Raw genomic sequence first — 24527 nt, 5'->3', positions numbered from 1 at the left:
CGCCGGTTCCTCACCTCTCTTGGTGGGGGACCGGCGTCGTTCTTTTGCATCGATTGCTCCGTACTTGTCGTTTTGGGGGCTCTAAACGACGCTTACTGGGCAATCGATGCGGCGTTACTCCAGGCCGCGGCGCTTGAGCAGCGGATCCAGCCGGGCGTCCCGGCCGCGGAAGGCCCGGAAGGACTCCAGCGGGTCGCGGCTGTTGCCGCGGGAGAGCAGTTCGGTGCGGAAGAAGTCCCCGTTGGCCCGGGACAGGCCGCCGTTCTCCTTAAACCACTCGACGGTCTCGGCGTCGAGCACCTCGCTCCAGATGTAGGAGTAATAACCTGCCGCGTAGCCCGCCCCCGCGAAGATGTGCTGGAAGTACCCGGTCCGGTACCGCGGCGGAATCAGGCGGTGCCCGACTCCGGCCGCTGCAAGGGCCTTCGCCTCAAAGGCCAGTGCGTCATCAGGGATATCTCCCGGCTCCAGCACGTGCCAGGCGAGGTCGAGAAGTGCCGCGCCGAGGTACTCCGTGGTGGCGAAACCTTCTCCCCACAACCGCGATTCGTCCAGCCGCTCCACGACGGCCCGGGGCAACGCCTCCCCGGTGACGTGATGGCGGGCGTAGTTGGCCAGCACCTCGGGCCACATGATCCACATTTCGTTGACCTGGGATGGGTACTCAACAAAATCCCGCGGCACGGACGTCCCGGCGAAGCGCGGATAGGTGACCGCTGACAACAGGCCGTGGAGTGCGTGGCCGAATTCGTGGAACAAGGTGCGCAGCTCATCCAGGGTCAACAGCGTGGGTTCACCGGCCGCCGGTTTGGAAATATTGAGGGTGTTGATCACCACGGGCCTGGACTCCAGCAGCGCGGACTGTTCAACGAGCGAGTTCATCCATGCCCCGCCGCGCTTGGTTTCGCGGGCGAAGTAGTCACCGAGGAACAGGCCCAGGCCGGCGCCGTCTTCATCGCGGACCTCCCAGATCCGTACGTCCGGGTGGTAGCCCTGGAGGTCGGTCCGCTCGTGGAACGTGATCCCGTACAGTGCTGTGGCGGCGAAGAAGACGCCGTCCGTGATGGCCCGGTCCAGTTCGAAGTACGCGCGGAGGGCTTGTTCGTCGACGTCGTACTTGTCCCGCCGCACCATGGCCGAATAGAAAGCCCAGTCCCAGGGTTCCAGGGCGTGGCCGGCAATTTCCGCCAGGGCTGCCGCCTCGGCGTCGGCATTGCGGACGGCAGCCGGGGCCATCCGGTTGAGCATGGTGTGGACCGCCTGGAAGTCAGGCGCCGTCTGCCGGTCCGCCACGAGCTCGGCGTAATTGGCGAAGCCCAACAGCCGGGCTTTCTCGGCCCGCAGGCCGGCCGTGGACCGGGCCAGGTCCAGGACGTCCAGGCTGCTGCCATCGCTTCCCCGCGCCACCGATGCTTCGAACAGGCGGCGCCGGACGTCCCGGTCCTGCAGCGCCGCCAGGGCCGGCTGGTTGCTGGGTTGGATCAGGGTCAGCAGGAACTTCCCCTCGTGCCCAGCGGTGCGGGCGGCCTCGGCGGCGCTGGCGACATCGTCCGCCGGCAGGCCCGCCAGGTCGCTGGCATCATCGAGCAACAGGGCGGCCGATTTCATCCCTTCCTTCACCCGCTGCCCGAATTCGGTGCCCAGTCGGGCCAGCTCGGCATTGATGGCCCGCAGGCGTTCCTGGCCGGCGTCGTCCAGCTGGATGCCGGACTGGCGGAACTCCTTGAGGTATTCCTCCACCAGCCGGCCGGATTCGGCGTCGAGGCGGTCGGTGTCGATCGCGGAAAACCTGTCGAACAAGGCCCGATTGAGATATATCTCGTCCTGGTGGGCTGACAGGAGCGGCGACAGTTCCGTTTCCAGTTCCCTGATCCGCGGCGAGGCGTCGGCGGAAACCAGCGTGAAGAAGGCAGCTGCCGCCCGGTTCAGCAGTTGCCCCGAGCGCTCCATGGCAAGTGCAGTATTTTCGAAGGTCGGGGCCTCTTCAGAGTCTGTGATGGCGTTGATCTCGCGCACGTGTTCCGCCAACCCTGCCCTGACGGCCTCCCCGTAGTGCTCAGCGGTGATGAGTGCAAAGGGCGGCAGGCCATACGGCAAGGGACTCGGGGTCAGCAGCGGGTTCGTCATGGGGTAAACCTTTCACAGCAGGCCACGCTTCTCAATTATCCGAAAAGGCGGCTGCGGCGCGTGGCCCTCCCTAGAATTGCGAGTGCGTGCCACGAACGGCCCGCACTTTGCGTGTCCTTTGCCTGGATCCGCAGCAGGTTGCCACCACGAAGGGATCCGGCCAATGACCAAGCCTGCCAAGAGGCCACGGGCCGCCATCCTGGGAATGCCCCTCCGCTGGATGGGTCCCGGGGCGGTGCTGGTGTTGGCAGTGGCGTACGCCTTGTTCTGGTACGCGGTGCGTCCGGCGGGGGAACCTGTCCTTGGCTACGTGGGTCAGCTTTTCGGCGGGGAGTCGGTCCTGCTGTACTCGATTGCCTTGGTCCTGGTCAGCACGCTCCCGCACGTCGAACCGATTTTTGGCGGAATTGACCACGCGGCCATCTGGCACCGGAGGGCGGCCATCACGGCAACTGTCCTGTTGCTGCCGCACATTGAATTTGCGGCCAGCCCCGAGGCCACGAGCCTGGGCAAAACGCTGGCCGTGGTGGCCATCTGCGGCCTTATTGCGCTGGTGGTGTGGGCTGTCCTCCCGCGGTGGCGGACCATGCTTCCGGCGGCCGCCCGCCGCGTCGTCATCGCCTCGCTGCAAACCCGGGCCTTCCAACTGGCAGGCCGCGTGCTCGGTGGCTATGAACGCTGGCGCGGCTTCCACCGGCTGACCGGTCTGTTCGTGGCTGCCGGATTCCTGCACGGTCTGCTGGATGCCAGCGCCTTCGAGGCGGCCCCCGCGTTGCGGTGGAGCTACGTGGCCATCGGGGCGACGGGTCTGGCGTTCTATGCCTATCGGGAGCTGCTTTCCCGCCACTTCCTGCCGCACCACGATTACCAGGTATCGGGCGTCCGGACGGTCGCTGCGGACCTGGTGGAGGTGGCCCTCCGTCCCCTGGGCCGCCCCCTGGGTTTCAAACCCGGGCAGTTTGCCATGATCTACCTGGAAACGGCAGAAGGCTGGCAGCGGCATCCATTTTCCATTTCCGGGCCCGCGGGCGAGGGCGGCATCAGCATCACGGTGAAGGCTCTGGGGGACCACACCACCAGGCTTCCGGACGTCATCCAGCCGGGGATGCCGGCGGTGGTCGGCGGCCCCTACGGACGTTTCGACCGGCACCGCGGCACATTTGACCAGGTCTGGATCGCCGGCGGCGTGGGCATCACGCCGTTCCTCAGCTGGCTCCGGTCACTCGACGGGGAATTGCATGAAAACGTCCATTTCTTCGTCACGTCGGCGGGACCCTCCCCGTTCGCCGACGAGATCGCCGCCGTCGCCAGGAACCATCCGCGGCTTATGGTCCACATGGTGGACACCGCGGCGGACGGCCGCCTGACCCCTGAGTCGGTCCTGGAAGCCGTGGGCACCGAACCGCGCAGGCTGTCGGTGTTCATGGGCGGCCCGGACACCATGCTGCGCCAGTTCCGGAAGGCCTTCCGGGCAGCCGGAGTCCGCCGGGCCAACATCCACCGCGAGTATTTTCAATGGCGCTAGGCGGCGGCGCCCGCGTGCGGCAGTGACTTTAGCGGGGCCTGCGGGCTGCGTGCTCCCGCGCCAGGACAGCGTAGGCATCGTCCGGTGTTCCGGGGGAGAAGCTGCCGAACTTTCGTTCTGCCGCGGTCCGGATCAGGAAGTCTGCAATGGCCGGGTTCTTCGGCAGCAGGGAACCGTGCAGGTAGCTGGCCACAATATTGCGGTACCGGGCACCTTCGTGGCCGTCAGTGCTGTTGTTTCCTGTGCCCTTGGGAACCGTGCCCAGGGGCCTGACCCCGCTGCCCAGGGTGGTTTGCCCGCTGTGATTTTCGTAGCCAAGGACTTCGCCGAACTCGCTGGTTGACACCTTGACATTACCGATCAGGCGCTCGTCCGTGCCGTGGGTTTCGACGTCAAGGATGCCGATGCCCGGAATCACTGCACCGGTGCGGGTCTTGAAGAAGCGGCCAAAAAGCTGGTAGAGGCCGCAAATGACCAGCATGGGCGCCCCTTCTTCGGCCAGTTCCCGCAATTCGCCGGCCCGGGCCTGCAGATCGTCCTGGATCGCCAGCTGCCCGCTGTCCTGGCCGCCGCCACCGACGATGATGTCCACATTGTCGGGAAAAGGATCGCCCACGTTGTATTCAAGGACATCGGGCGTGTAGCCGTGCCAGGCGATCCTGCGTTGCAGGACAAGGGCGTTGCCCCAGTCGCCGTAAATGTTCATGTCCCGCGGGTAAAGCTGCACCACTCGGAGCGTGCCCTTGGACGGAGCGGCAGCGGTCGAGGCTTCGGCTGGGTTCACGAGACAACCTCCACGGTGGTGATTTTGGCCAGCTCACGGCGGATGGCCAGCATGGCGGTGTATGTGCAGAAGATCCGCTTGGGCTTTCCGCGTCCTTCCCTGATGAAAGCCGCCAGCGCGGGGGCGATCTCGGGCTGGACGGCGCCGATGCGGACGTCATCATATTGCAGCCGCAGCGCCATGTCATAGGCCCTGGAACCGGTCAGCTGGTCAACACCTTCGGCCCGGAGGGAATCGAATTCCACATCCCACAGCCAGGACATGTCCCGGCCGTCGGCGTAGTTGTCATTGATCGCGATCATGGTGGCGTACCCGCCGGCCGGGAAGGACTTGAGCCCCAGCCGGAATCCGCTGGGGTTCTTCACCAGGACAAGGTCAAGCGGCAGGCCGTCAACGGTCAGGCTTTCGCCGCGTCCAAACGCGGGCGCCACCCGGGACAGCGCCTCCAGCAAGGTGGCGTGGTTGGCGGTGGCGGCGCCGCCGCCGCAAATGCTGCGGGCCAGCGTCAGTGCCGCTGCGGCGTTGAAGATGTTGTACACGCCCCGCAGCTTCATTGCCGTGGTGAACGTGCCGCCGTCGTACGCAAACTCGGCGCTGTCCGCGCCCACCTTCAGCAGTACGACGTCGGCCTGCGGCTTCTGCGGCAGGCCCGCCGGGGCTGGGCTGCCGGGGGCTGCGCGCATGTCGTCGTCGTTGGGGAAGGTTCCCAGCAACGATTCGTCCAGGCCGAAGTACTTGACCTCCTGGCCGGTGAGGGTGTCCGCGATGCGTGCCACCCGCGGGTCCTCACGGTTCAGGACAACGGTTCCGGTGGTCTTGGCGGCGATGTGCTGGAGCAGCTGGGCGGTCTTATCGATCTCGCCAAAGCGGTCCAGTTGGTCGCGCAGCACATTCAGCAGCAGGCAGTAGCGGGGCGGGACGCTGTTCACGAAGTGCACCGCGTGGGCTTCGTCGAGTTCCAGGACCGCGACGTCGGCGTCCAGCCGGCCACGCCAGTCCACTTCGCCCAGGAGCGCCGCCGCCACGCCGCGGGTGAAGTTGCTCCCGGTGCGGTTGGTGAAAACCTTCAGACCCTGGCTTTCGAGCAGTTCAACCACCATTTTCGTGGTGGTGGTCTTGCCGTTGGTGCCGCTGACGACGGCCACGCCGTGGGGGAGGGTGCTGAGCGTCCGCCGCATGAACCCGGGATCGATTTTCTCGACCACCAGGCCCGGCAGGGCCGAGCCGCCGCCCCGAAGCCGGGATACCCGGCGGACCAGCTTGCCGAGCGGAACACTGAAGAAGACCATGTTTTGAATATATCCCAGCAACGGCATGCAACCGCTGCCGGAAAGGTGCTGCCGGACCGCGGGCCGCGGGCCTGGCCGTATGCTGGAGGGATGACAAATCCCCCTTCAGCGGCTCCTGCGCGCGTAGGAGCAGGCCTGCGGATCGGTGTCCTGGCCCTGCAAGGCGATTTCCGCGAGCACCTCCATGCGGCCGAGGCCACCGGCGCCCGCGGCGTGCCGGTGCGGCGCCCCCGGGAGCTGGACGGCCTGGACGGCCTCATCATCCCTGGCGGAGAATCGACCACCATCGACAAGCTCGCCCGGGCCTTCGAGCTCGCCGATCCGCTCCGGAAGTACATCGCCGAAGGGCTCCCCGTCTACGGCTCGTGCGCCGGGATGATCCTGCTCGCCTCGGACATCGCGGATCCCGCAACCGACCTCGCAGGCGCCCCGCAGCAGACATTCGGTGGGCTGGACATTACCGTCCGCCGCAACGCGTTCGGGCGCCAGCGGGAGTCCTTCGAAACCGACCTGGACTTCAAGGGGTTGGACTTCAGCGCCACCGAATCAGGGGTGGCCCCGGTGCGCGCCGTGTTCATCCGCGGCCCGTGGGTGGAGCGGGTAGGCCCGGGAGTGGAAGTCCTCGCCCAGGTTGAACCGGCGGACCCGGAGCACGCCTCCCACGCCGTCCCGCTGCCCGGGGCGGCTAGAATTGTGGCAGTGCGTTCCGGCCAGCTGCTGGCCACCTCCTTCCACCCGGAAGTGACTGGCGAAAAACGCGTACACGAACTTTTTATCCGCATGATCAGAGGAGAAGCGTAAAGCATGTCAGGCCACTCCAAATGGGCGACGACCAAGCACAAAAAGGCGATCATTGACAGCCGCCGCGCAAAGTCGTTCGCCAAGCTGATCAAGAACATCGAAGTAGCCGCCCGGATGGGCGGACCGGACCTCGCGGGCAACCCGGGCCTGGAACTGGCGGTGACCAAGGCCAAGAAGACCTCGGTCCCCAACGACAACATCGACCGCGCCATCAAGCGCGGCGCCGGCCTCACCGGCGAAGTGGTGGACTACACCGAGATCATGTACGAGGCCCGTGGCCCCCAGGGCTCGGCGCTGCTGATCGAGTGCCTCACGGACAACAAGAACCGCGCGGCCTCCGAGGTCCGCTTGGCCATCTCCCGCAACGGCGGCACCATTGCCGATCCCGGGTCGGTCAGCTACCTCTTCACGCGCAAGGGCGTGGTTAACCTGCCCAAGAACGGCCTGAGCGAGGACGACGTCCTGATGGCCGTGCTGGACGCGGGCGCCGAGGAAGTCAAGGACAACGGCGAGACCTTCGAGATCCACTCGGAACCGGGTGACCTGCAGGCCATCCGCGAGGCCCTGACGGAAGCCGGCATCGAGTACGACACCGACGAGGTGGAGTTCGTCCCGTCGATGCAGGTGGAGCTCGACGTCGACGGCGCCCGGAAGTTCCTGAAGCTGGCAGACGCCCTCGAAGACCTCGACGACGTCCAAAACGTCTACAGCAACGCCGACCTCAGCGACGAAGTCCAGGCTGCCCTGGAATCAGAGTGACGTCCCGCCTTGCCAGCTAAGGCCCGGCACCGGCGTTGACGCTCCGTGTCCTGGGCGTCGACCCCGGCCTGACCCGTTGCGGGATCGGCGTGGTGGACGTCGAGCGGAACCGCAGGGCCACCATGGTGGCCGTCGGTGTGGTGGGCACCTCGCCCGAGGAATCGCTGGACCGGCGGCTGCTGGTGATCGCCACCGCCATCGACGAGTGGCTGGACCGGTACGAACCCGAGGTCCTCGCCGTCGAACGCGTCTTTTCGCAACTGAACGTCAGCACCGTCATGGGCGTGGCGCAGGCGTCCGGCGTCGTCATCGCGGCGGCCGCCCGTCGCGGTATCCCGGTGGCGCTGCATACGCCGTCGGAAGTGAAGGCGGCGGTCACCGGGAGCGGTTCGTCCAACAAGGACGCCGTAACCAAGCTGGTCACCAAGATCCTCCGCCTCGAGGCGCCGCCGCGGCCGGCCGATGCCGCCGACGCGCTGGCGCTGGCCATCACCCACGCGTGGCGGGCCGGAAGCGGTGCCGCCGTGGCAACCACCGGGCCGGGCAGTTCGTCCTTGACGCCGGCCCAGCGGGCGTGGGCCGAGGCTGAGGCCAAGGCGCGCCGCGCACGCTGAATGTCCCTGCCGCTTGCTAGGGTATTCGTAGATATGTTCGGATAGCCGGGTGCTCACTGCGAGGCCGGCGATACAACGGGAGCCCGGCCTTGATCAGTTTCCTCCGCGGAACCGTAGCGCACGTCGGCCTGTCCACGGCCGTCATCGACCTCAATGGCGCAGGCATGAGCGTGAACGCGACGCCGCAGACCCTCAGCCGGCTGCAGGTGGGCGAACAGGGGCAGCTCTTCACGTCCCTGATCGTACGGGAGGATTCGCTGACGCTTTTCGGCTTCGCCTCCGACGACGAACGCGAGGTTTTCGACGTCCTGCTCAGTGTCAGCGGCGTCGGACCCAGGCTTGCCCTTGCCGTGCTGGCGGTCCATGAGCCGGAGGCGATCCGCGTCGCCGCGCACACTGGGGACAGCAAGACGTTCACCAAGGTTCCGGGGATCGGTCCCAAGGTGGCGGGCCGGATTGTGCTTGAACTGGCCGGCAAGCTCGTTCCGCACGGGACCGCTCCCGTGGCCGGCGCCGCAACCCCCGCCGAGGCCGCCTGGAAGCCGCAGGTGATCGCCGCGATGACCAGCCTTGGCTGGTCCGAAAAAGACGCGTCTGGCAGCATCGACAAGGCCTTGGCCGACGAACCCGAGGTCTCCTTCCGCGGCAATGTTCCGGAGATCCTGCGCACCACGCTCCGCTGGTTGGGCCAGGACGGCGCCCGGGCAGGCAACCGCGTAGGCAGCCGTGGCTGAACCGTCACTGGTTGCAGCGGGGGAGGAGCCGGAAGAACGGGCCATCGAGGCGGCGCTGCGGCCCAAGAACCTCGATGATTTCGTTGGGCAGCACCGCGTCCGCAAGCAGCTGTCCCTGGTGTTGCAGGCCTCCCGGATGCGCGGGCGGACGGCGGACCACGTGCTGTTTTCGGGGCCTCCCGGCCTCGGCAAGACCACGCTGGCCATGATCGTTGCCGCGGAGATGAATGCGCCCTTGCGGCTCAGCAGCGGCCCCGCCATCCAGCATGCCGGCGACCTTGCTGCGATCCTGTCCTCCCTGTCGGAGGGCGAGGTGCTGTTCCTGGACGAAATCCACCGCATGTCCCGGCCCGCAGAAGAGATGCTCTACATGGCCATGGAAGACTTCCGCGTGGACATCGTGGTGGGCAAGGGCGCCGGCGCCACCGCCATTCCGTTGGAACTCCCGCCGTTCACCCTGGTGGGTGCCACCACCAGGGCCGGGCTGCTCCCGGGACCGCTCCGGGACCGGTTCGGCTTTACCGGCCACCTCGAGTTCTACTCCGTTCCCGAACTTGAGCTGGTCCTGCGGCGCTCCGCCGGCTTGCTGGACCTGAAAGTGAACTCCGCGGGCTTCGCCGAAATCGCAGGCCGTTCCCGCGGCACCCCCCGCATTGCCAACCGGCTCCTGCGCCGGGTCCGGGACTGGGCGCTGGTGCACGGCATCGAGCAGATCGACTCACGGGCAGCTTCAGCCGCCCTGGACATGTACGAAGTGGACAAGAAGGGCCTTGACCGGCTGGACCGGGCCGTCCTTGAGGCCCTGATCACCAAGTTCGGCGGCGGCCCCGTAGGCCTGTCCACGCTCGCCATCGCCGTCGGTGAAGAAACCGAAACCGTGGAGACGGTGGCGGAACCCTTCCTGGTCCGCGAGGGCCTGCTGGGGCGGACCCCCCGCGGCCGGATCGCCATGGCGCCCGCCTGGACGCACCTGGGCTACGCCATCCCGTCGGGAGTCTTCGCGCAGGAACAGCTGGACCTTTTCGATTCCGGGGAAGAAGCCGCCGGCGCCGGCGAATGGGCCCCGGAAGGCCAATAGCAGGCTGCCTTCAGCTTTTCCCTTTAGACTGGTATGACGCCCGGCACGTTCGGCGCTTTGTTTCGCCGGTGGCCCTGACGCCTCCGTCGCTTGGGGAAGGAACCGTCAGGCTTTGCCTGCATCTACTTCCCGCCCCGGCTGAAGCGAGGCCGACGTCGCTGGAAAACCGGCAACACCCACGCAAAAGAACGGAATTCCCCTTGGATCCAATGTCAATTCTCCTGTTCGTCATGCTCGGCGTCTTCATCTTCATGATGTTCCGCCGCAACAAGAAGACGCAGCAGCAGCAGGCAGAGCTCCAGTCGAAGTTTGCCCCGGGCGTGGAGGTCATGACCAGCTTCGGCCTTTTCGGCCGGATCGTGGACATCGACGAAGCAGAGAACAAGGTCACCCTTGAACTGTCCCCCGGAAACCTTGCCACCGTGCACCGCCAAGCGGTGACCAAGGTGGTCGAGCCTGCAGCTGAGCCGGCCGCCGCCTCGCCTGCCGTCCCCGACGATGCTTCCTCGCTCACCACCCCGGAGACGGGCAGCCCAGTGACGGGCACTGAGACTCCCGAGGAAACCCTGAAGCGCCTCAACGACGAGGGCAAGAAGGACAGCTAGGCCCGCTGGCTCCTTTCCTCCCTCTACCGCTGCGGATTGCCGCCGGCGCAGGCTGCAGCCCGCGCCGGCGGTTCTTCCGCGAATAAGAGAAAGATCGACAATGGCACGAACTGGCCGCAAGAAACCAGGGCTGCGCGTCCTGGTCTGGCTTGGCGTACTCCTGGCAGCACTGACCGCCGTCCTGGCGGGCGGCACCATCGCCGGACAAGCCAGCTGGGCACCCAAACTGGCCCTGGACCTCGAAGGCGGCACCCAGATGATCCTGGCGCCGAAGGTTGAGGGTGGTTCGGACATTAACGAACAGCAACTCAACCAGGCCGTGGCGATCATCCGCCAGCGCGTGGACGGCTCCGGCGTCTCCGAAGCGGAAATCAGCACCCAGTCCGGCCGCAACGTGGTGGTCAGCCTTCCCGGCACGCCGTCGGCTGAAACCCGGAACCTGATCCAGGCATCCGCCGACATGAACTTCCGCCCCGTGATCCTAAACGGTGACGGAGCAGCAGTGCCGCCGGAATCACAGACCCCGGACGACCAGCTGCCCAAGCCGACCGCTGCGCCGGCCAACAGCAGCGACACCAACTGGATCACGCCGGAAATCTACAAGCAGTTCGAAGCGCTGGACTGCAACAGCCCCGCAGCCGAGAAATCACAGCGGTCAGATCCCACCAAGCCATTGGTAACCTGCGAACCCGCCACCGCCAAAACCCCTGCCATCAAGTACATTTTGGGGCCGGTGGAGGTCAAGGGAACGAACATCGTCACCTCGTCCTTCCAGCTGCAGCAGGGCGCGCAGGGCGCGGTCACCAATGACTGGGCCGTGAACATCCAGTTCGACGCCGAAGGCACGGCCAAGTTCAAGGACGTCACCGAGCGCCTGAACCAGTTCTACGTCGCCGCTGGGGGCGAGTCTGGCACCGATCCCAAGTCCCAGTTCGCCATTGTGCTTGACGATCAGGTCATCTCCGCTCCCCGCTCGCTGGCCGTCATCACTGACGGACGCCCGCAGATCACGGGCGGCTTCACCGAGCAAACCGCCAAGGCGTTGTCCGACCAGCTGCGCTTTGGGGCTCTGCCCATCAGCTTCGACATCCAAAGCGAGCAGCAGATTTCGGCCACCCTCGGTGGTGAACAGCTGCGTATGGGCCTTTTGGCCGGCTTGATCGGCCTCCTCCTTGTGGTGGTCTACTCGCTGTTCCAGTACCGGGCGCTCGGATTTGTCACCATCGCATCCCTGGTGGTGGCCGGAGCCCTGACCTACCTGGCCATCGCGATCCTCGGCTGGACCGAGAACTACCGGCTGTCCCTGGCGGGCGTCGCGGGCATTATCGTCGCCATCGGCCAGACGGCGGACTCGTTCATTGTTTACTTTGAACGCATCCGTGACGAACTGCGTGAGGGCCGCGGCCTGGTGTCCGCCGTCGAAAACGGCTGGAAGCGCGCCAAGCGCACCGTCCTGGCCTCCAAGGCGGTCAACCTCCTCGCTGCGCTGGTCCTGTATTTCGTCGCTGTGGGCAACGTGCGGGGGTTCGCTTTCACCCTTGGCCTGACAGCCATCGCCGACCTCATCGTGGTGTTCATGTTCACGCACCCCACGCTGCAGCTCCTGGCGCGCACCAAGTTCTTCGGTGAGGGCCATAAGTTCTCCGGCCTGGATCCGGAGCGGCTCGGAGCGGTGCCCCTGTACCGCGGTGCCGGTCGCATCCGGACCCCGGAGGACCGGCCCATGGCGGTGCGCGGCAAGAATGCCGGTGCCGCAGCTGAGGCCGAACGACGCATGACCATCGCCGAACGGCGCCTGGCAGAGAAGCAGGAACAGCTCGCCGGCTCGTCGAAAACCTCCGCGAAGGAGAACAAGTAATGTCAGGCTTCGCCAGTTTTGGTAACGAGCTCTACACCGGAAAGCGCTCCTACGACTTTGTGGGCGCCAAGAAGATCTGGTTCCTCATCGCTGCCGTGGCAGTGGCCCTGTCCATCCTCATCCCGGTGGCCAAGGGCGGCTTCAACCTCGGCATCGAATTCCGGGGCGGCTCTGAATTCACGGTCTCCAATGTTAAGACGACCGACGCCACCGTGGGTGAGCGCGCCGTCACCGATGTGGTGGCCGGCAGTGTCCCCCGCGTGGCGAACGTCGCGGGCAACACCATGCGGATCCAGACCGACAAGCTGACCGATGACGAAACCCTTAAGATCAAGCAAGGCCTGACCACGGCCTACGGAGTCACCGACAACGAAGTGACATCCACGTTCGTCGGTCCCACCTGGGGTGCTGACGTGACCAAGCAGGCGTTGATCGGCCTGGCGGTCTTCGTGCTCCTCGCGGCGTTGCTGATGGCCCTCTACTTCCGCACCTGGAAGATGTCGCTGTCGGCTCTTGCCGGCATGGCGGTGACGATGTTCATCACCGCCGGGGTCTACGCCCTCAGCGACTTTGAGGTCACGCCGTCGGCCATCATCGGCTTCCTCACGGTTCTCAGCTACTCGCTGTATGACACCGTGGTGGTCTTCGACAAGATCCGGGAAAACACCTCCGGCATTGATGCCTCCACCCGCCGGACCTTCGGCGAGGAGGTCAATCTTGCCGTCAACCAAACCCTGGTCCGTTCCATCAACACCATGATGGTGGCCATCCTCCCCGTCGGAGCCATCCTCTTCATCGGGGCCGGGCTCCTGGGTGCGGGAACCCTGCGCGACCTGTCGCTGGCCTTGTTCGTCGGCATCCTCATCGGCACCGCCGCGACCATCTTCGTGGCCGCTCCGATGTACGCGTGGCTCCGCCAGGGCGAACCGGACCTCGTCAAGCAGGCGCGGCGCGTGGAACAACGGCGGGCGGGTGCGCCGGAACGGCCAGTTCCGGCCTCGCCGGCCCAGGCCTGATCCGCCGCCAACGGCACCCGTTACTCCCGAAAGACCGGGCAACGCATCCTCTGCGTTGCCCGGTCTTCGCATATGCGGGGCCGGTTATAAAAGTCACTGCCTTGGGGAATAGACTGGGGTAATTAAATGGTGGTGAGGGGTGCTTCATTGGAAGAACGATCGGCGTCGGCGCCTACGGCAGAGGATGATAAGAATCCTGCCGGTATACAGGCCGGTATGGCATCTTCGGCGCGCCCCGGATCGTTGGTTCCCGTGGACAATTCAGGCTCGCGCGCGACGTTTCCCGGCCGCCGTGAGCGCACCAGGTCCCGGCTTGCCCGCCTGACCGGACGGGGGACGGCCACATACTCGCCCATCCTCGAACCACTGCTGCGGACGGTCCGGGCCAACAATCCCAAAGAGGACTTCGACCTCATCCAGCGCGCGTTCGATGTCGCCGAGCGAAGCCACCGCGGGCAAAAACGCAAGAGTGGCGACCCCTACATCACCCACCCAGTGGCCGTCGCCACCATCCTGGCAGAACTAGGGCTCAGCGGCACCACCCTGGCAGCGGCCCTGCTGCATGACACCGTGGAGGACACCCCCTATACCCTGGCGGACCTGAAGCGGGACTTCGGGCCCGAAGTGGCCATGCTGGTGGACGGCGTGACCAAACTGGACAAGGTCAGTTTCGGCGAAGCCGCCCAGTCCGAGACGGTCCGCAAGATGGTCGTCGCCATGGCCAAGGACATCCGGGTGCTGATGATCAAGCTGGCGGACCGGCTGCACAATGCGCGCACCTGGCGGTTCGTGTCCGCTGAGTCGTCAGCCCGCAAGGCGCGGGAGACCCTGGAGATTTTCGCTCCGCTCGCGCACCGCCTGGGCATGAACACCATCAAATGGGAGTTGGAGGACCTGTCCTTCGCGGCGCTCTATCCCAAGGTGTACGAAGAGATTGTCCGGATGGTGGGGGACCGGACCCCCGAGCGGGAAAAGAGCCTGGGCGTCATCCGCGACCAGATCACCGAGGACCTGCGTGCCGCCCGCATCAAGGCCACCATCACCGGCCGGCCCAAGCACTATTACTCGATCTACCAAAAGATGATTGTCCGCGACAAGGACTTTGACGACATCAATGACCTCATGGGTGTCCGTGTCCTGGTGGACTCCGTCCGGGACTGTTATGCAGCCCTGGGCACCATGCATTCGCGCTGGAACCCGCTGCCTGGCAGGTTCAAGGATTACATCGCGATGCCCAAATTCAACATGTACCAGTCCCTGCACACCACCGTGATCGGCCCCGGCGGCAAGCCGGTGGAAATCCAGATCCGCACGCACGAAATGCACCGCCGGGCCGAATACGGCGTGGCCGCACACTGGAAATACAAAGACCAGCCGAACCGCACCGCCGTCGGCCCCGGGAGCCCGCGCGACGGCGACATGGGCTGGCTGCGCTCCCTGGTGGACTGGCAGCAGGAAACGTCCGATCCGGGAGAGTTCCTGGACTCGCTCCGCTTTGAAATCAACGCCCGCGAAGTGTTCGTCTTCACCCCCAAGGGCGAGGTCATGGCGTTGCCGGCGGGATCGACACCCGTTGACTTCGCCTACGCCGTGCACACCGAGGTGGGGCACCGAACCATCGGCGCCCGGGTCAACGGGAAGCTGGTTCCGCTCAACAGCGAACTGAATCACGGCGACTGGGTGGAGATCTTCACCTCGAAAGCCGAGGGCGCCGGCCCCAGCCAGGACTGGCAGCACTTCGTTAAAAGCGCGCGGGCCCGCAACAAGATCCGGCAGTGGTTCAGCAAGGAACGCCGCGAAGAGGCGATCGACCGCGGCAAGGAACTGCTGACCCGCGCCATGCGGAAGCAGAACCTTCCGCTGCAGCGGCTGATGACCCACGAGGCCCTGGCCGCCGTGGCCGAGGAGTTCAAGTACACCGACATCTCCGGCCTCTACGCTGGCGTGGGTGACGGCCACACGTCGGCCCAGTCCGTCATGGAGAAGCTCATCGAGAGCCTGGGCGGCAACGAAAGCGCCGATGATGACGTCGAAGAGGTCAGCATCCCCACCCAGGTCACCAAGGCCCGCTTCTCCGATTCCGGCGTGGTGGTCCGCGGCGTGGGCGACGTCTGGGTGAAGCTGGCCCGGTGCTGTACCCCCGTGCCGCCGGATCCCATCCTCGGGTTCGTGACCAGGGGTTCGGGCGTTTCCGTGCACCGCACCGACTGCACCAACATCTCGGACCTCAAGGACCAGCCCGACCGGATCGTGGACGTTGACTGGGCGCCCACCCAGTCAAGCGTGTTCCTGGTGGAAATCCAGGTAGAGGCGCTCGACCGCAAATCGCTGCTCTCCGATGTCACCCGCGTCTTGTCGGAGAACCACGTGAACATCCTGGCGGCCAGTGTCCACACGTCCACCGACCGGGTGGCCATCTCAAAGTTCGCTTTTGAAATGGGCGACCCCAAGTACCTCAGCCACGTGTTGAGCGCGGTCCGACGGATCGACGGCGTGTTCGATGTCTACCGCACCACCGGGAACAAGCGCCGGAGCTAGCAGCGCCAGTTTTTCCAGCGCTGCCCGCTTGTGGGGAACCCGGGGTGTGGCTTCGATGGCACGGACAAGCAGCCGGAGTCCCACGTCCTGCTGCGGCCTGGCCAGTAAGGCCGTGAGGGCAGGCAGGGCTCGTTCCGCTTCCACGTGGAGGGCAATATCCAGCGCCGTCCGCAGCGGGGTGGAGACCATCAGCCCGCCCAGGCTGATGACATCGAGCGGACCAAGCTTCACTTCGTGAAGGGTGCAGCCGCGCGTGTTCCGCAGGCTCGATACCCTCCGTTTCGTATCCACCAGCAGTGCAAGCCGGTCAGGTTCCGCGGCACAACCGAAGATCCAGGCAGCGGTCATCCGGCCGGCCACCACACGTTGCCGTACCGCCGCGGGGACCACTGCGGCGGCCGCCCGGGCCCGGAGCTTCGGCGAGGCGGGCATCCCGGGCAGGGTGTAGCCGTGTTGGTGGAACCGGGCCAGCAGACCGTCGGCGGCGAGTGACTGCAGTTCGGGCGCAGCAAAGGGAGCCCCGGGGGCGTAGAGCTCCGGAAAACGGGGCGCTGAGGCGGCGTCTGTGCCCTGGAGTTGGCTGCCTGCACCGGGAGTGCCCGCAACGGAAGTGCTGGGTTGCCCGGGAGCCGGAGGAACTGGTGCTGTGGCCATGTCCCTATCCTGCCCGGATGGCCGTTAACGAGCACAGGCCCGGTCCGGGTTATGTGGATAACCGGACCGGGCCCGCGTCAGTCAGGGGAAGCGTCAGGACAGCTCGCTGGCCGAGCGCTGGATCTGGTCCAGCCATGCCTGGCGGGCTTCGAGGGCTTCCTGGGCGGCCTTGATCTTGCGCTGGTCGCCGCTCTTCTCTGCCTTTGCGAGGTCCTCCTGGAGCCCTGCAATGGCGGACTCCAGCTGTGACAGGGCGCTGTTGGTGCGGGCCTTGCGCTCCGGGTTGGACCGCTGCCACTGCTCTTCCTCGGCGTGGCGGACGGCGTCCTCCACCTTCCGCAGGCCTGCTTCAATCCGGCCCATGTCTGCCCGGGGCACCTTGCCTGCTTCTTCCCAACGGTCACGGACGGACTGCAGTGCCTTCTTTGCGGCCGCGAGGTCATTCACCGGGAGGATCGCGTTGGCCTCAGCCAGCAGCTCCTCCTTGACGGCGAGGTTGGCCGTGTACTCCTGGTCAATCTCGTCGTTGGCAGCCTGGCGGGAGGTGAAGAACACGTCCTGGGCGGCGCGGAACCGGGCCCACAGTGCGTCGTCGTCCTTCCGGCTGGCGCGCGGCGATGCCTTCCACTGGTCCATTAGCCGGCGGTACTCTCCGGCGGCGAAGCCCCAGTCCGTCGAGGTGGACAGCGCCTCAGCCTCGGCGATCAGCTTCTCCTTGGCGGCCTTGGCCGCCGAGTTGTTGCTGTCCAGCTGCGAGAAATACGCCCTGCGGTGGCGGTCGAAGACGGTACGTGCAGCCCTGAACCGCTTCCACAGTGCATCCTCGTTGCTGCGGCCCAGCCGGACACCGCTCTTCTGCGCGGCCTTCCAGTTCTCGAACAACTCGTTCATCCGGGCACTGGAAGTCTTCCACTGCGTCTGCGCGGGATCCTGGCCGGAGATCTCCTCCGCTTCAGCCACGATGGCTTCCCTGGCCGCGAGTTCGGCGGCGCGGACGGCGTCGTGCTCGGCCTTTTCGGCTTTCTCGAGTTCCGTGATCTGGCCGGCCAGCTTTTCCAGCCTGGCCTCGGCGGCGCGGAGGTCGCCCACCATGTTCCGCTCGGCGAGCTGCTCGTGCAGGTGGGTCACGGTCTTCTGCATGTCAGTGCTGGGAGCCTTGGAGCTGACCCGCTGTTCCAGGAGCACGATCTGTGCCACGACGTCGTCGTACTTCCGGGCGAAGTAGATCAGGGCTTCCTCGCCGCTGACGCCGGGGTACTGCCCAACCGGGTGCTCACCGCCGTCGATCGTCAGGTAAACGTGGCCGTCCCCTTCCACCCGGCCCCACTTGGAGGCCTCGGCGACGGACGTGCTGGGAGCGGCAGGAACGGGTGCGGCGGCAGGAGCGGCTGCAGCAGGCTTCGGGCGCGACGCAAACGCGGCAGGAGAAGGCGCGGAAGGCCGGGGGCCCGCAGCAGGTGCTGCGGAAGGCGTTTCCTCGGGAGCGGCCTCTTCCGGGGCTGCGGATGCCGGTGGGTTGGTTGCTTCGGTGCCGGCGCCTTCGCTGGTGTCCGAGGCCGCCGCCACGGTCAGGTCTGTTGCTGTTTCGTCGGATTTCTGACTGTCTGTCACCGCTAAAAGTCTTTCGCTTGGAGGGAAATACTCACGTACTGCACCGTGTCCGCTTGGGCCCGGCGTCCTACTTCAGAGAAAACGAGTCTATCGTGACTGGTTGGATCGGTGCGCCGTCTGTGTCACTGGCCCCGGGCTTAATACCTGCGGCGGCAATCTTGGTCACTGCGTCCAGCCCGGAGGTCACTTTGCCCACCACCGTGTAGCCGCCGGCAGAGTCAGGATTGATGACAGTGTCCTTGTAGACAATGAAGAACTGCGTGCCGTTTCCGTAGGCGTTGTTGCCGCTCCGCGCCACGGCGATGGTTCCTGCGGGATATTTGTTGTCGGCAGGGGCATTTTCCAAGGGGCCCCAGGTGTAGTTCGGGTCACCCTGGCCGTCACCGTTGGCGGAGCCGCATTGCAGGACACCGAACTGGTCCGCTGTGGTCAAGCGGTGGCAGGTCTTGCCGTTGAAAAAGCCTTGGTCGCTGAGTGACTTGAACACTGCGGCCGCTTGGGGCGCCTTGGTGCCGTCCACTTCCACGCCAAGGGGGCTGCCGTTCAGCGACAGCTCACCGGAGAATGTCTTGCCGGCGGCGGTCTCGGCTGCGGGAATGTTCGCCCCGTTGGATACTTGCGGAGACGGGGTGGCGGAGGCGCTTGCGGACGCCGACGGGTCGGTCAGCCCGGCCTGCGCGGCAGCGTATTCGTCCTCGGTGGGATTTCCGGCGAAGGCGGTGAGTTGAAGCACGACGGCGAGCGCGACGGCGGCGGCTCCCGCGCCGGCGGCCACGAGGTTGTCGCGTTTGCGCCGCTTCTCCTGGCTGCGCCGCAGCTCGCGCTTGGCCTCCATTTGCTGGATGCGCCGTTTTGTTTCGCGGGCACTGCGTGAACTGGCCGCCAAGGGTCCTCCTCGTCGTCGGGCTGCTGATGCCCGGCGGATGGCCGCCGGGCGCAGGTGGGGCCGCCATCAGCGCCGGTCCGCTGCATTAGAGATGCACACGGATGGCGCATAAACTGGCTGCCGCACATAGTTTATGCATGGCTGGCTGTGCTGCCGCCGAACGTCGCCTTGGAGCGGCGCGCGGGCAGCCCCCGGCGCACCTTTCACCGTAAGGAGAACTTTCCCCATGGCACGCACCGCCTCCCTGTCCGGATTCCCCGAGTGGCTTCCCGAGGAGCGGCTGGTGGAGCTGCACGTGCTCGATACCCTGCGCCGGGTCTTTGAACTGCACGGGTTTGCCTCGATCGAAACCCGCGCCGTGGAAACGGTGGGCCAGTTGTTGCGCAAGGGAGAGATCGACAAGGAAGTGTACGGACTCAGCAGGCTGCAGGAGGACGAGAGCGACAACCCCGTCAAGGGCGGCAAGGCCGATCCACACGCCCTTGCCCTGCATTTTGACCTGACGGTCCCGTTTGCCCGGTACGTCGTGGAAAACGCCGGGTACCTGGCGTTCCCGTTCCGCCGGTACCAGATCCAGAAGGTGTGGCGCGGCGAGCGGCCCCAGGAAGGCCGGGCCCGGGAGTTCACCCAAGCGGACATCGATGTTGTGGGCGACGGTGAGTTGCCGTTCCGCTACGACGTGGAGATTGCCCTGGTGATCGCTGAGGCGCTCAGCGCGCTTCCCATCCCGGACTTCCGGCTCCGGATCAACAACCGCAAGCTGGCTGAAGGCTTCTACCGGGGGATCGGGCTCGATGACACCGCGGGCGTGCTGCGCAGCATCGACAAGCTCGAAAAAATCGGTCCCGCCAAGGTGGCGGAGCTGCTGAAGACAGAGCTCGGTGCCACCGACGAGCAGGCAGCCAAGGCGCTGCAGCTGGCGGCCATCCGCACAGAAGACACCTCGTTCGTGGCGAAGGTCCGCGCCCTGGGCGTCAGCGACGAGCTCCTGGACGAGGGCCTGGATGAACTGGAGCAGGTGATCGATGCCGCCGTGCAGCGCGCCCCCGGCAAGGTGTTGGCGGACCTGAGCATCGCCCGCGGCCTGGACTACTACACGGGCACTGTCGTGGAGACCGTCCTGGTAGGCCATGAACAGCTGGGATCGATCTGCTCCGGCGGCCGCTACGATGCACTGGCGTCCAAGGGTAGCCGCAAGTTCCCCGGGGTTGGCCTGTCCATCGGCGTCACCCGCCTTGTGTCCCGTATCCTCAGCCAGGACATGGCCAGGGCCTCCCGTTCCGTGCCCACCGCCGTGCTGGTGGCCCTGAGCCACGACGACAGCTGGGGCGCAGCGCAGGATGTTGCTGCTTTGCTTCGCAGCAGGGGCATCCCCACGGAGGTCGCGGCGAAAGCGGAGAAATTCGGCAAGCAGATCAAGTTCGCCGACCGGCGCGGAATCCCGTTCGTATGGTTCACGGACGACGACGGCACGCACCAGGTCAAGGACATCCGGACCGGTGAACAGGTGGTGGCAGCCCCGGAGACCTGGGCCCCGCCGCTGGAGGACCTCACCGTCCAGGTGAGCACCACGGCCACCGCACCGGCGTCGGCCTAGCGGCCGCGCGGCCGGCCGTGCTGGCGCTGCCTGAAGCGCAGCACCAGCCAACGGCCGGCCATACCCGCGGCCAGGACCGCTGCCATGGTCAGCAGGGGAGCCGGCGGCAGCGTGAAGGCCAGCACCACGCACCCCAGGAAGCCCGCCGCGTTCAGCCAGCGCGGCGCATAGGCCGGATGCGAACCGAGGGTGTAGGCGGAGGCGTTGGCAACGGCGTAATACACCAGCACCCCGAAGCTTGAGAAGCCCACCACGGTCATTACGTCCGTGGTCAGCAGGAGCAGGATCACGACGGCGGCCACGGCCAGTTCCGCGAGGAACGGAACGGTGTGCGCCCCGCCCACCCTGGCCAGGGTGCGGGGAAGGTCACCTTCCCGCGCCATGGCCAGCGTCGTGCGTCCGACGCCGGTGATCAGCGCGAGCAGGGCGCCCAGGCATGCGGCGGCGGCGCCCACCTGCACCAGTGGTGCACCCGCCGCCAGCTGCGATGCCAATACCGCGTCCAGGAGGGGAGTCCTGGCAGCAGCGAGCCGGTCTCCCAGGTGGGCCTGCAAAAGTAGGGCCAGCAGCAGGTAGATGGTGAAGGCGGAGGCCAGCGCGGCCAGAATGGCCCGCGGAATGGTGCGGGAGGGATCTTTGACTTCTTCGCCCAGTGTGGCGATCCGCGCGTACCCGGCGAAGGCGAAAAACATCAGCCCGGCTGCCGGCAGGACCCCCGCCGGGCCACCGGAACCCGGACCGGCCGCGTCCGCCGCGGGATGCGGGCCAAGGACTGCGGCAACTCCGACGAACACCAGGGACGCCACGACCACGCACAACAAGATCCGCGTGAGCTGGGCAGTGCGGGTAATCCCCAAGAGGTTGATGCCGGTCAGGGCAACCACGGCAGCGACGGCCACCGGCACGGCATAGCCCGGTGCGACGTAACTGCCGAAAGTCAAGGCCATGGCCGCGCAGGACGCGGTCTTCCCCGTGACGAATCCCCATCCGGCGACAAAGCCGGGCCACTCACCCAGTTGTTTCCGGCCGTAGACATAGGTGCCGCCGCTGGTGGGGTACCGCGCGGCAAGCGCCGCGGAGGCAACAGCGTTGCAGTATGCCACGACACCGGCGAGGACCACGGACCAGGCCAGCAGGTTGCCGGCCAGGGCTGCGGCGGGGGCGAACACCACGAACACGCCGGCGCCCAGCATGGAGCCAAGGCCCATGGCGGTGGCATCGAAGGCGCCGAGCCGGCGTTGGAGCTGCTGGGGTTGGGCCATGAGGCGGCAGTACCTTTCCAGCGGGTAAACTCGGACGGGATCGTTCCCGGAACGATCATATTGAACTTCCCACTGTTTTCCCGCAGAAAGGCGTGCTGTGCTGCGCACACATGACCTCGGATCCCTCCGTTCCGAGCACATTGGACAAACCGTAACCCTGGCCGGCTGGGTGGGCCGCCGTCGTGACCACGGTGGTGTGGCCTTCGTGGACCTGCGCGATGCTTCCGGCGTCTCGCAGGTGGTGGTGCGTGAAGAAGAGGTCTTCCATGGCCTGCGCAACGAGTACGTCCTGCAGGTCAAGGGCACTGTTTCCCGCCGCCCCGAGGGCAACGAGAACCCGGCGCTGGCCACGGGCGAGATCGAGGTCATCGCCGAGGACGTCACCATCCTCAACACCTCGGACCCGCTGCCCTTCCAGATTGACGAGCACGTCGAGGTGGGCGAGGAAGCGCGCCTCAAGCACCGCTACCTCGACCTCCGCCGTCCGGGCCCCAGCCGGAACCTGCGCCTGCGCTCCGAGGCCAACCGCGTGGCCCGTGAATTGCTCCACGACGAGGGCTTCGTGGAGATCGAGACCCCGACGCTGACCCGCTCCACGCCGGAAGGTGCCCGCGACTTCCTGGTTCCGGCCCGCCTGGCACCGGGTTCCTGGTACGCCCTCCCACAGTCCCCGCAGCTGTTCAAGCAGCTGCTGCAGGTGGGCGGCTTTGAGAAGTACTACCAGATCGCCCGCTGCTACCGGGACGAGGACTTCCGCGCGGACCGCCAGCCGGAATTCACGCAACTGGACATCGAGGCCAGCTTCGTGGACGAGGACGACATCATCCGGCTGGGCGAGAACATCGTCAAGGCCGTATGGCAGCTCATCGGTGCCGACATCCCCACCCCCATCGAGCGCATCACCTATGCGGACGCCATGGCGCGCTTCGGTTCCGATAAGCCTGACCTTCGCTTCGGGCAGGAACTGACCGAGCTCACCGAATTCTTCAAGGACACCAACTTCGGCGTCTTCAAGGCCCCCTACGTCGGCGCAGTCGTGATGCCCGGGGGCGCTTCGCAGGCACGCCGCGCCCTGGATGCCTGGCAGGAATGGGCCAAGCAGCGCGGCGCCAAAGGCCTGGCCTACGTCCTCTACAAGGAAGACGGCGAACTCGCGGGCCCCGTGGCCAAGAACCTCACCGACACCGAACGCGCCGGCCTGGCCGACGCCGTCGGCGCCAAGCCCGGCGACTGCATCTTCTTCGCCGCCGGTGAGAAGACGCCATCGCGTGCCCTGCTGGGCGCCGCGCGCGTGGAAATCGGCCACCGTACCGGCCTGATCGACCCCACCGCGTGGGCTTTCTGCTGGGTCGTGGACGCACCGATGTTCGAGCCGGCCGCCGTAGCCATCGCCTCCGGTGACGTCGCCGTCGGTGCCGGCAAGTGGACCGCCGTCCACCACGCCTTCACCTCACCGAAGCCCGAGTTCCTGGACACCTTTGACAAGGACCCGGAATCGGCGCTGTCCTACGCTTACGACATCGTGTGCAACGGCAACGAAATCGGCGGTGGCTCCATCCGTATCCACCAGCGTGAGGTCCAGGAACGGGTCTTTGAGCTCATGGGCCTGGACAAGGAAGACGCGCAGACTAAATTCGGCTTCCTGCTGGAGGGCTTCAAGTACGGCGCACCCCCGCACGGCGGCATCGCCTTCGGCTGGGACCGCGTTGTTTCGCTGCTCGCCGGCGTGGAGTCCATCCGCGACGTCATCGCCTTCCCGAAGTCCGGCGGCGGCCACGACCCCCTGACCGAGGCTCCGGCGCCCATTACGCCGCAGCAGCGCAAAGAGGCCGGCGTGGACTTCAAGCCGGAGGCTAAGAAGCCGGAAGAAAAGAAGTAGACGAAGGACGGCAGCCGCAGGGCGCCGTCCGTCACCGAAGGTTCCCCGGGGAAACCGGGGGACCTTCGGCCTTTAAGGAAGGAATGCCGGTGGCGAGCCCGGACGATGTGAAACCCAGTGCCCTGGAACTCGAATCTGCCATGGATGCAGCGTGGCCGGCCCGGGAACGGCAGGAGGCCGGAAACTGGGTGCTCCGGGCGGCGGATGGCGTCACGCAGCGGGCCAACTCCATCTGGCCGCGTGTCCTGGAGGACGGCCACCCCGACGGCGACCTGGCCGCCTTGCTCGCCGAAGCAAGGGCCTGGTACCGCCTCCGCCGGCTGCCCGTGATCTTCCAACTGTTCGACCACCCCGCCACGGCAGCGCTCCAGGACCTGCTCGACGCCGAGGGGTTCACCCGCCAGTCCGAGACCGTGGTCATGACACGCAGCGCGGCCGCGGGCGGTACCCCTGAAGGCGGCCATAACGGCGCGGCGGTTGAACTGGCACCGATGCCGTCCGAGGACTGGCTGCGGGTCTGGTGGGAGGTGGACGGCCGCGGCGGCAAGGATGCCTTGGGCACCGCACGGGCAATCCTCGAAGGTTGCCCGTCGCTGTACGCCCTGGCGCGGGACAGCGACGGCCGCCCCGCCGCCGTCGGACGCCTTGCCATGCCTGCCGGCAGCACCCTCGGTGGGGTGTATGGCATGGCCACACGGACTGGCGCGCGCCGCAAGGGGTTTGCGGCAGCCATTCTCCATGCGCTGCTGCATGCCGGCGTCGACCACGGTATGACGGACTTCTGGCTGCTGGTGACGGCGCAGAACCATGGTGCCCGGGAGCTCTATTCAAGGGCGGGCTTCAGTGAGTACGGGCGCTACCTGTACCGCCAGGAGCGGCCCCGCCGGCCGCTGACGGGCTGCTGACCAAG

Annotated in this window: 20 protein-coding genes; 13 read left to right on the top strand and 7 right to left on the bottom strand. The window is 66.4% G+C overall.

The window, feature by feature from the left end:
• Positions 1-114: 114 nt before the first annotated feature.
• The gene (locus tag C563_RS0107670; protein ID WP_018761459.1) at positions 115-2127 is read right to left on the bottom strand and encodes a M3 family metallopeptidase; all 2013 of its coding nucleotides are present in this window, start codon (positions 2125-2127) and stop codon (positions 115-117) included.
• Positions 2128-2290: 163 nt separating this feature from the next.
• Here C563_RS0107670 and C563_RS0107665 point away from each other — a divergent pair, with 163 nt between their 5' ends.
• A complete protein-coding gene (locus C563_RS0107665) occupies positions 2291-3652 on the top strand; it encodes a ferredoxin reductase family protein (RefSeq protein WP_018761458.1) in 1362 nt (453 codons plus the stop codon).
• A gap of 28 nt (positions 3653-3680) precedes the next feature.
• Here C563_RS0107665 and C563_RS0107660 read toward each other — a convergent pair whose 3' ends face one another.
• On the bottom strand, positions 3681-4436 hold the full coding sequence (locus tag C563_RS0107660; protein WP_018761457.1) for a type 1 glutamine amidotransferase: 756 nt from the start codon (positions 4434-4436) through the stop codon (positions 3681-3683).
• On the bottom strand, positions 4433-5725 hold the full coding sequence (locus C563_RS0107655) for a Mur ligase family protein (protein ID WP_018761456.1): 1293 nt from the start codon (positions 5723-5725) through the stop codon (positions 4433-4435). The genes C563_RS0107660 and C563_RS0107655 overlap by 4 nt, the downstream gene beginning before the upstream one ends.
• Positions 5726-5815: 90 nt before the next feature.
• Between C563_RS0107655 and pdxT the strand changes: the two genes are divergently transcribed.
• The 9 genes from pdxT (at position 5816) to C563_RS0107610 (ending at position 15728) form a co-directional block, all read left to right on the top strand.
• On the top strand, positions 5816-6526 hold the full coding sequence (gene pdxT, locus C563_RS0107650) for a pyridoxal 5'-phosphate synthase glutaminase subunit PdxT (protein WP_018761455.1): 711 nt from the start codon (positions 5816-5818) through the stop codon (positions 6524-6526).
• A 3-nt stretch (positions 6527-6529) separates the two neighbouring features.
• Complete coding sequence (locus C563_RS0107645; protein WP_018761454.1) at positions 6530-7285, top strand: YebC/PmpR family DNA-binding transcriptional regulator; 756 nt, start codon at positions 6530-6532, stop codon at positions 7283-7285.
• Between the two features lie 35 nt (positions 7286-7320).
• Positions 7321-7899, top strand: coding sequence for a crossover junction endodeoxyribonuclease RuvC (ruvC, locus tag C563_RS0107640; protein ID WP_018761453.1), 579 nt, complete (start codon positions 7321-7323; stop codon positions 7897-7899).
• An 89-nt stretch (positions 7900-7988) separates the two neighbouring features.
• The gene (ruvA, locus tag C563_RS0107635) at positions 7989-8633 is read left to right on the top strand and encodes a Holliday junction branch migration protein RuvA (RefSeq protein WP_018761452.1); all 645 of its coding nucleotides are present in this window, start codon (positions 7989-7991) and stop codon (positions 8631-8633) included.
• Positions 8626-9711 (top strand): Holliday junction branch migration DNA helicase RuvB, encoded by a 1086-nt coding sequence (gene ruvB, locus C563_RS0107630; protein WP_018761451.1) that lies wholly within the window; start codon positions 8626-8628, stop codon positions 9709-9711. The genes ruvA and ruvB overlap by 8 nt, the downstream gene beginning before the upstream one ends.
• Before the next feature lie 209 nt (positions 9712-9920).
• Positions 9921-10316, top strand: a complete 396-nt coding sequence (gene yajC, locus C563_RS0107625) for a preprotein translocase subunit YajC (protein ID WP_018761450.1) — start codon at positions 9921-9923, stop codon at positions 10314-10316.
• Positions 10317-10416: 100 nt separating this feature from the next.
• Positions 10417-12174, top strand: a complete 1758-nt coding sequence (gene secD, locus C563_RS0107620; RefSeq protein WP_018761449.1) for a protein translocase subunit SecD — start codon at positions 10417-10419, stop codon at positions 12172-12174.
• Positions 12174-13190, top strand: a complete 1017-nt coding sequence (secF, locus tag C563_RS0107615; protein WP_018761448.1) for a protein translocase subunit SecF — start codon at positions 12174-12176, stop codon at positions 13188-13190. The genes secD and secF overlap by 1 nt, the downstream gene beginning before the upstream one ends.
• Before the next feature lie 147 nt (positions 13191-13337).
• Positions 13338-15728 carry a RelA/SpoT family protein gene (locus tag C563_RS0107610; RefSeq protein ID WP_026264496.1) on the top strand — a complete coding sequence of 797 codons (2391 nt, stop codon included), beginning with the start codon at positions 13338-13340 and terminating at the stop codon, positions 15726-15728.
• Here C563_RS0107610 and C563_RS22075 read toward each other — a convergent pair.
• The 3 genes from C563_RS22075 to C563_RS0107595 form a co-directional block, all read right to left on the bottom strand.
• Complete coding sequence (locus C563_RS22075) at positions 15609-16382, bottom strand: type IV toxin-antitoxin system AbiEi family antitoxin (protein ID WP_231369858.1); 774 nt, start codon at positions 16380-16382, stop codon at positions 15609-15611. The two genes, C563_RS0107610 and C563_RS22075, sit on opposite strands and share 120 nt — an antisense overlap.
• A gap of 93 nt (positions 16383-16475) precedes the next feature.
• Positions 16476-17993, bottom strand: a complete 1518-nt coding sequence (locus C563_RS0107600; protein ID WP_026264495.1) for a DUF349 domain-containing protein — start codon at positions 17991-17993, stop codon at positions 16476-16478.
• Positions 17994-18060: 67 nt separating this feature from the next.
• Positions 18061-18879 (bottom strand): peptidylprolyl isomerase, encoded by an 819-nt coding sequence (locus C563_RS0107595; RefSeq protein WP_018761445.1) that lies wholly within the window; start codon positions 18877-18879, stop codon positions 18061-18063.
• Between the two features lie 226 nt (positions 18880-19105).
• Here C563_RS0107595 and hisS point away from each other — a divergent pair, with 226 nt between their 5' ends.
• Positions 19106-20476, top strand: coding sequence for a histidine--tRNA ligase (gene hisS, locus C563_RS0107590; protein ID WP_018761444.1), 1371 nt, complete (start codon positions 19106-19108; stop codon positions 20474-20476).
• Here the strand turns inward: hisS and C563_RS0107585 are convergent.
• The gene (locus C563_RS0107585) at positions 20473-21738 is read right to left on the bottom strand and encodes an APC family permease (RefSeq protein ID WP_018761443.1); all 1266 of its coding nucleotides are present in this window, start codon (positions 21736-21738) and stop codon (positions 20473-20475) included. The two genes, hisS and C563_RS0107585, sit on opposite strands and share 4 nt — an antisense overlap.
• A 97-nt stretch (positions 21739-21835) precedes the next feature.
• Here C563_RS0107585 and aspS point away from each other — a divergent pair, with 97 nt between their 5' ends.
• Positions 21836-23617: an aspartate--tRNA ligase gene (gene aspS / locus C563_RS0107580; RefSeq protein WP_018761442.1), complete on the top strand. Its 1782-nt coding sequence runs from the start codon at positions 21836-21838 to the stop codon at positions 23615-23617.
• Positions 23618-23700: 83 nt separating this feature from the next.
• Positions 23701-24522 (top strand): GNAT family N-acetyltransferase, encoded by an 822-nt coding sequence (locus C563_RS0107575; protein ID WP_018761441.1) that lies wholly within the window; start codon positions 23701-23703, stop codon positions 24520-24522.
• The last annotated feature ends 5 nt before the right edge of the window (positions 24523-24527 follow it).

Origin of the sequence: Arthrobacter sp. 135MFCol5.1 (genome assembly GCF_000374865.1) — a bacterium.
In the GTDB taxonomy this organism is placed as follows: Bacteria; Actinomycetota; Actinomycetes; order Actinomycetales; family Micrococcaceae; genus Arthrobacter.
This window is presented reverse-complemented; position numbering and strand designations above follow the sequence as displayed.

Bases quoted from the DNA above. Each gene is read 5' to 3' on its own strand.
- C563_RS0107670 (WP_018761459.1), bottom strand. From the start codon at position 2,127: ATGACGAACCCGCTGCTGACCCCGAGTCCCTTGCCGTATGGCCTGCCG.
- C563_RS0107665 (WP_018761458.1), top strand. From the start codon at position 2,291: ATGACCAAGCCTGCCAAGAGGCCACGGGCCGCCATCCTGGGAATGCCC.
- C563_RS0107655 (WP_018761456.1), bottom strand. From the start codon at position 5,725: ATGGTCTTCTTCAGTGTTCCGCTCGGCAAGCTGGTCCGCCGGGTATCC.
- pdxT (WP_018761455.1), top strand. From the start codon at position 5,816: ATGACAAATCCCCCTTCAGCGGCTCCTGCGCGCGTAGGAGCAGGCCTG.
- C563_RS0107645 (WP_018761454.1), top strand. From the start codon at position 6,530: ATGTCAGGCCACTCCAAATGGGCGACGACCAAGCACAAAAAGGCGATC.
- yajC (WP_018761450.1), top strand. From the start codon at position 9,921: ATGTCAATTCTCCTGTTCGTCATGCTCGGCGTCTTCATCTTCATGATG.
- secD (WP_018761449.1), top strand. From the start codon at position 10,417: ATGGCACGAACTGGCCGCAAGAAACCAGGGCTGCGCGTCCTGGTCTGG.
- secF (WP_018761448.1), top strand. From the start codon at position 12,174: ATGTCAGGCTTCGCCAGTTTTGGTAACGAGCTCTACACCGGAAAGCGC.
- C563_RS22075 (WP_231369858.1), bottom strand. From the start codon at position 16,382: ATGGCCACAGCACCAGTTCCTCCGGCTCCCGGGCAACCCAGCACTTCC.
- hisS (WP_018761444.1), top strand. From the start codon at position 19,106: ATGGCACGCACCGCCTCCCTGTCCGGATTCCCCGAGTGGCTTCCCGAG.
- C563_RS0107585 (WP_018761443.1), bottom strand. From the start codon at position 21,738: ATGGCCCAACCCCAGCAGCTCCAACGCCGGCTCGGCGCCTTCGATGCC.
- C563_RS0107575 (WP_018761441.1), top strand. From the start codon at position 23,701: ATGCCGGTGGCGAGCCCGGACGATGTGAAACCCAGTGCCCTGGAACTC.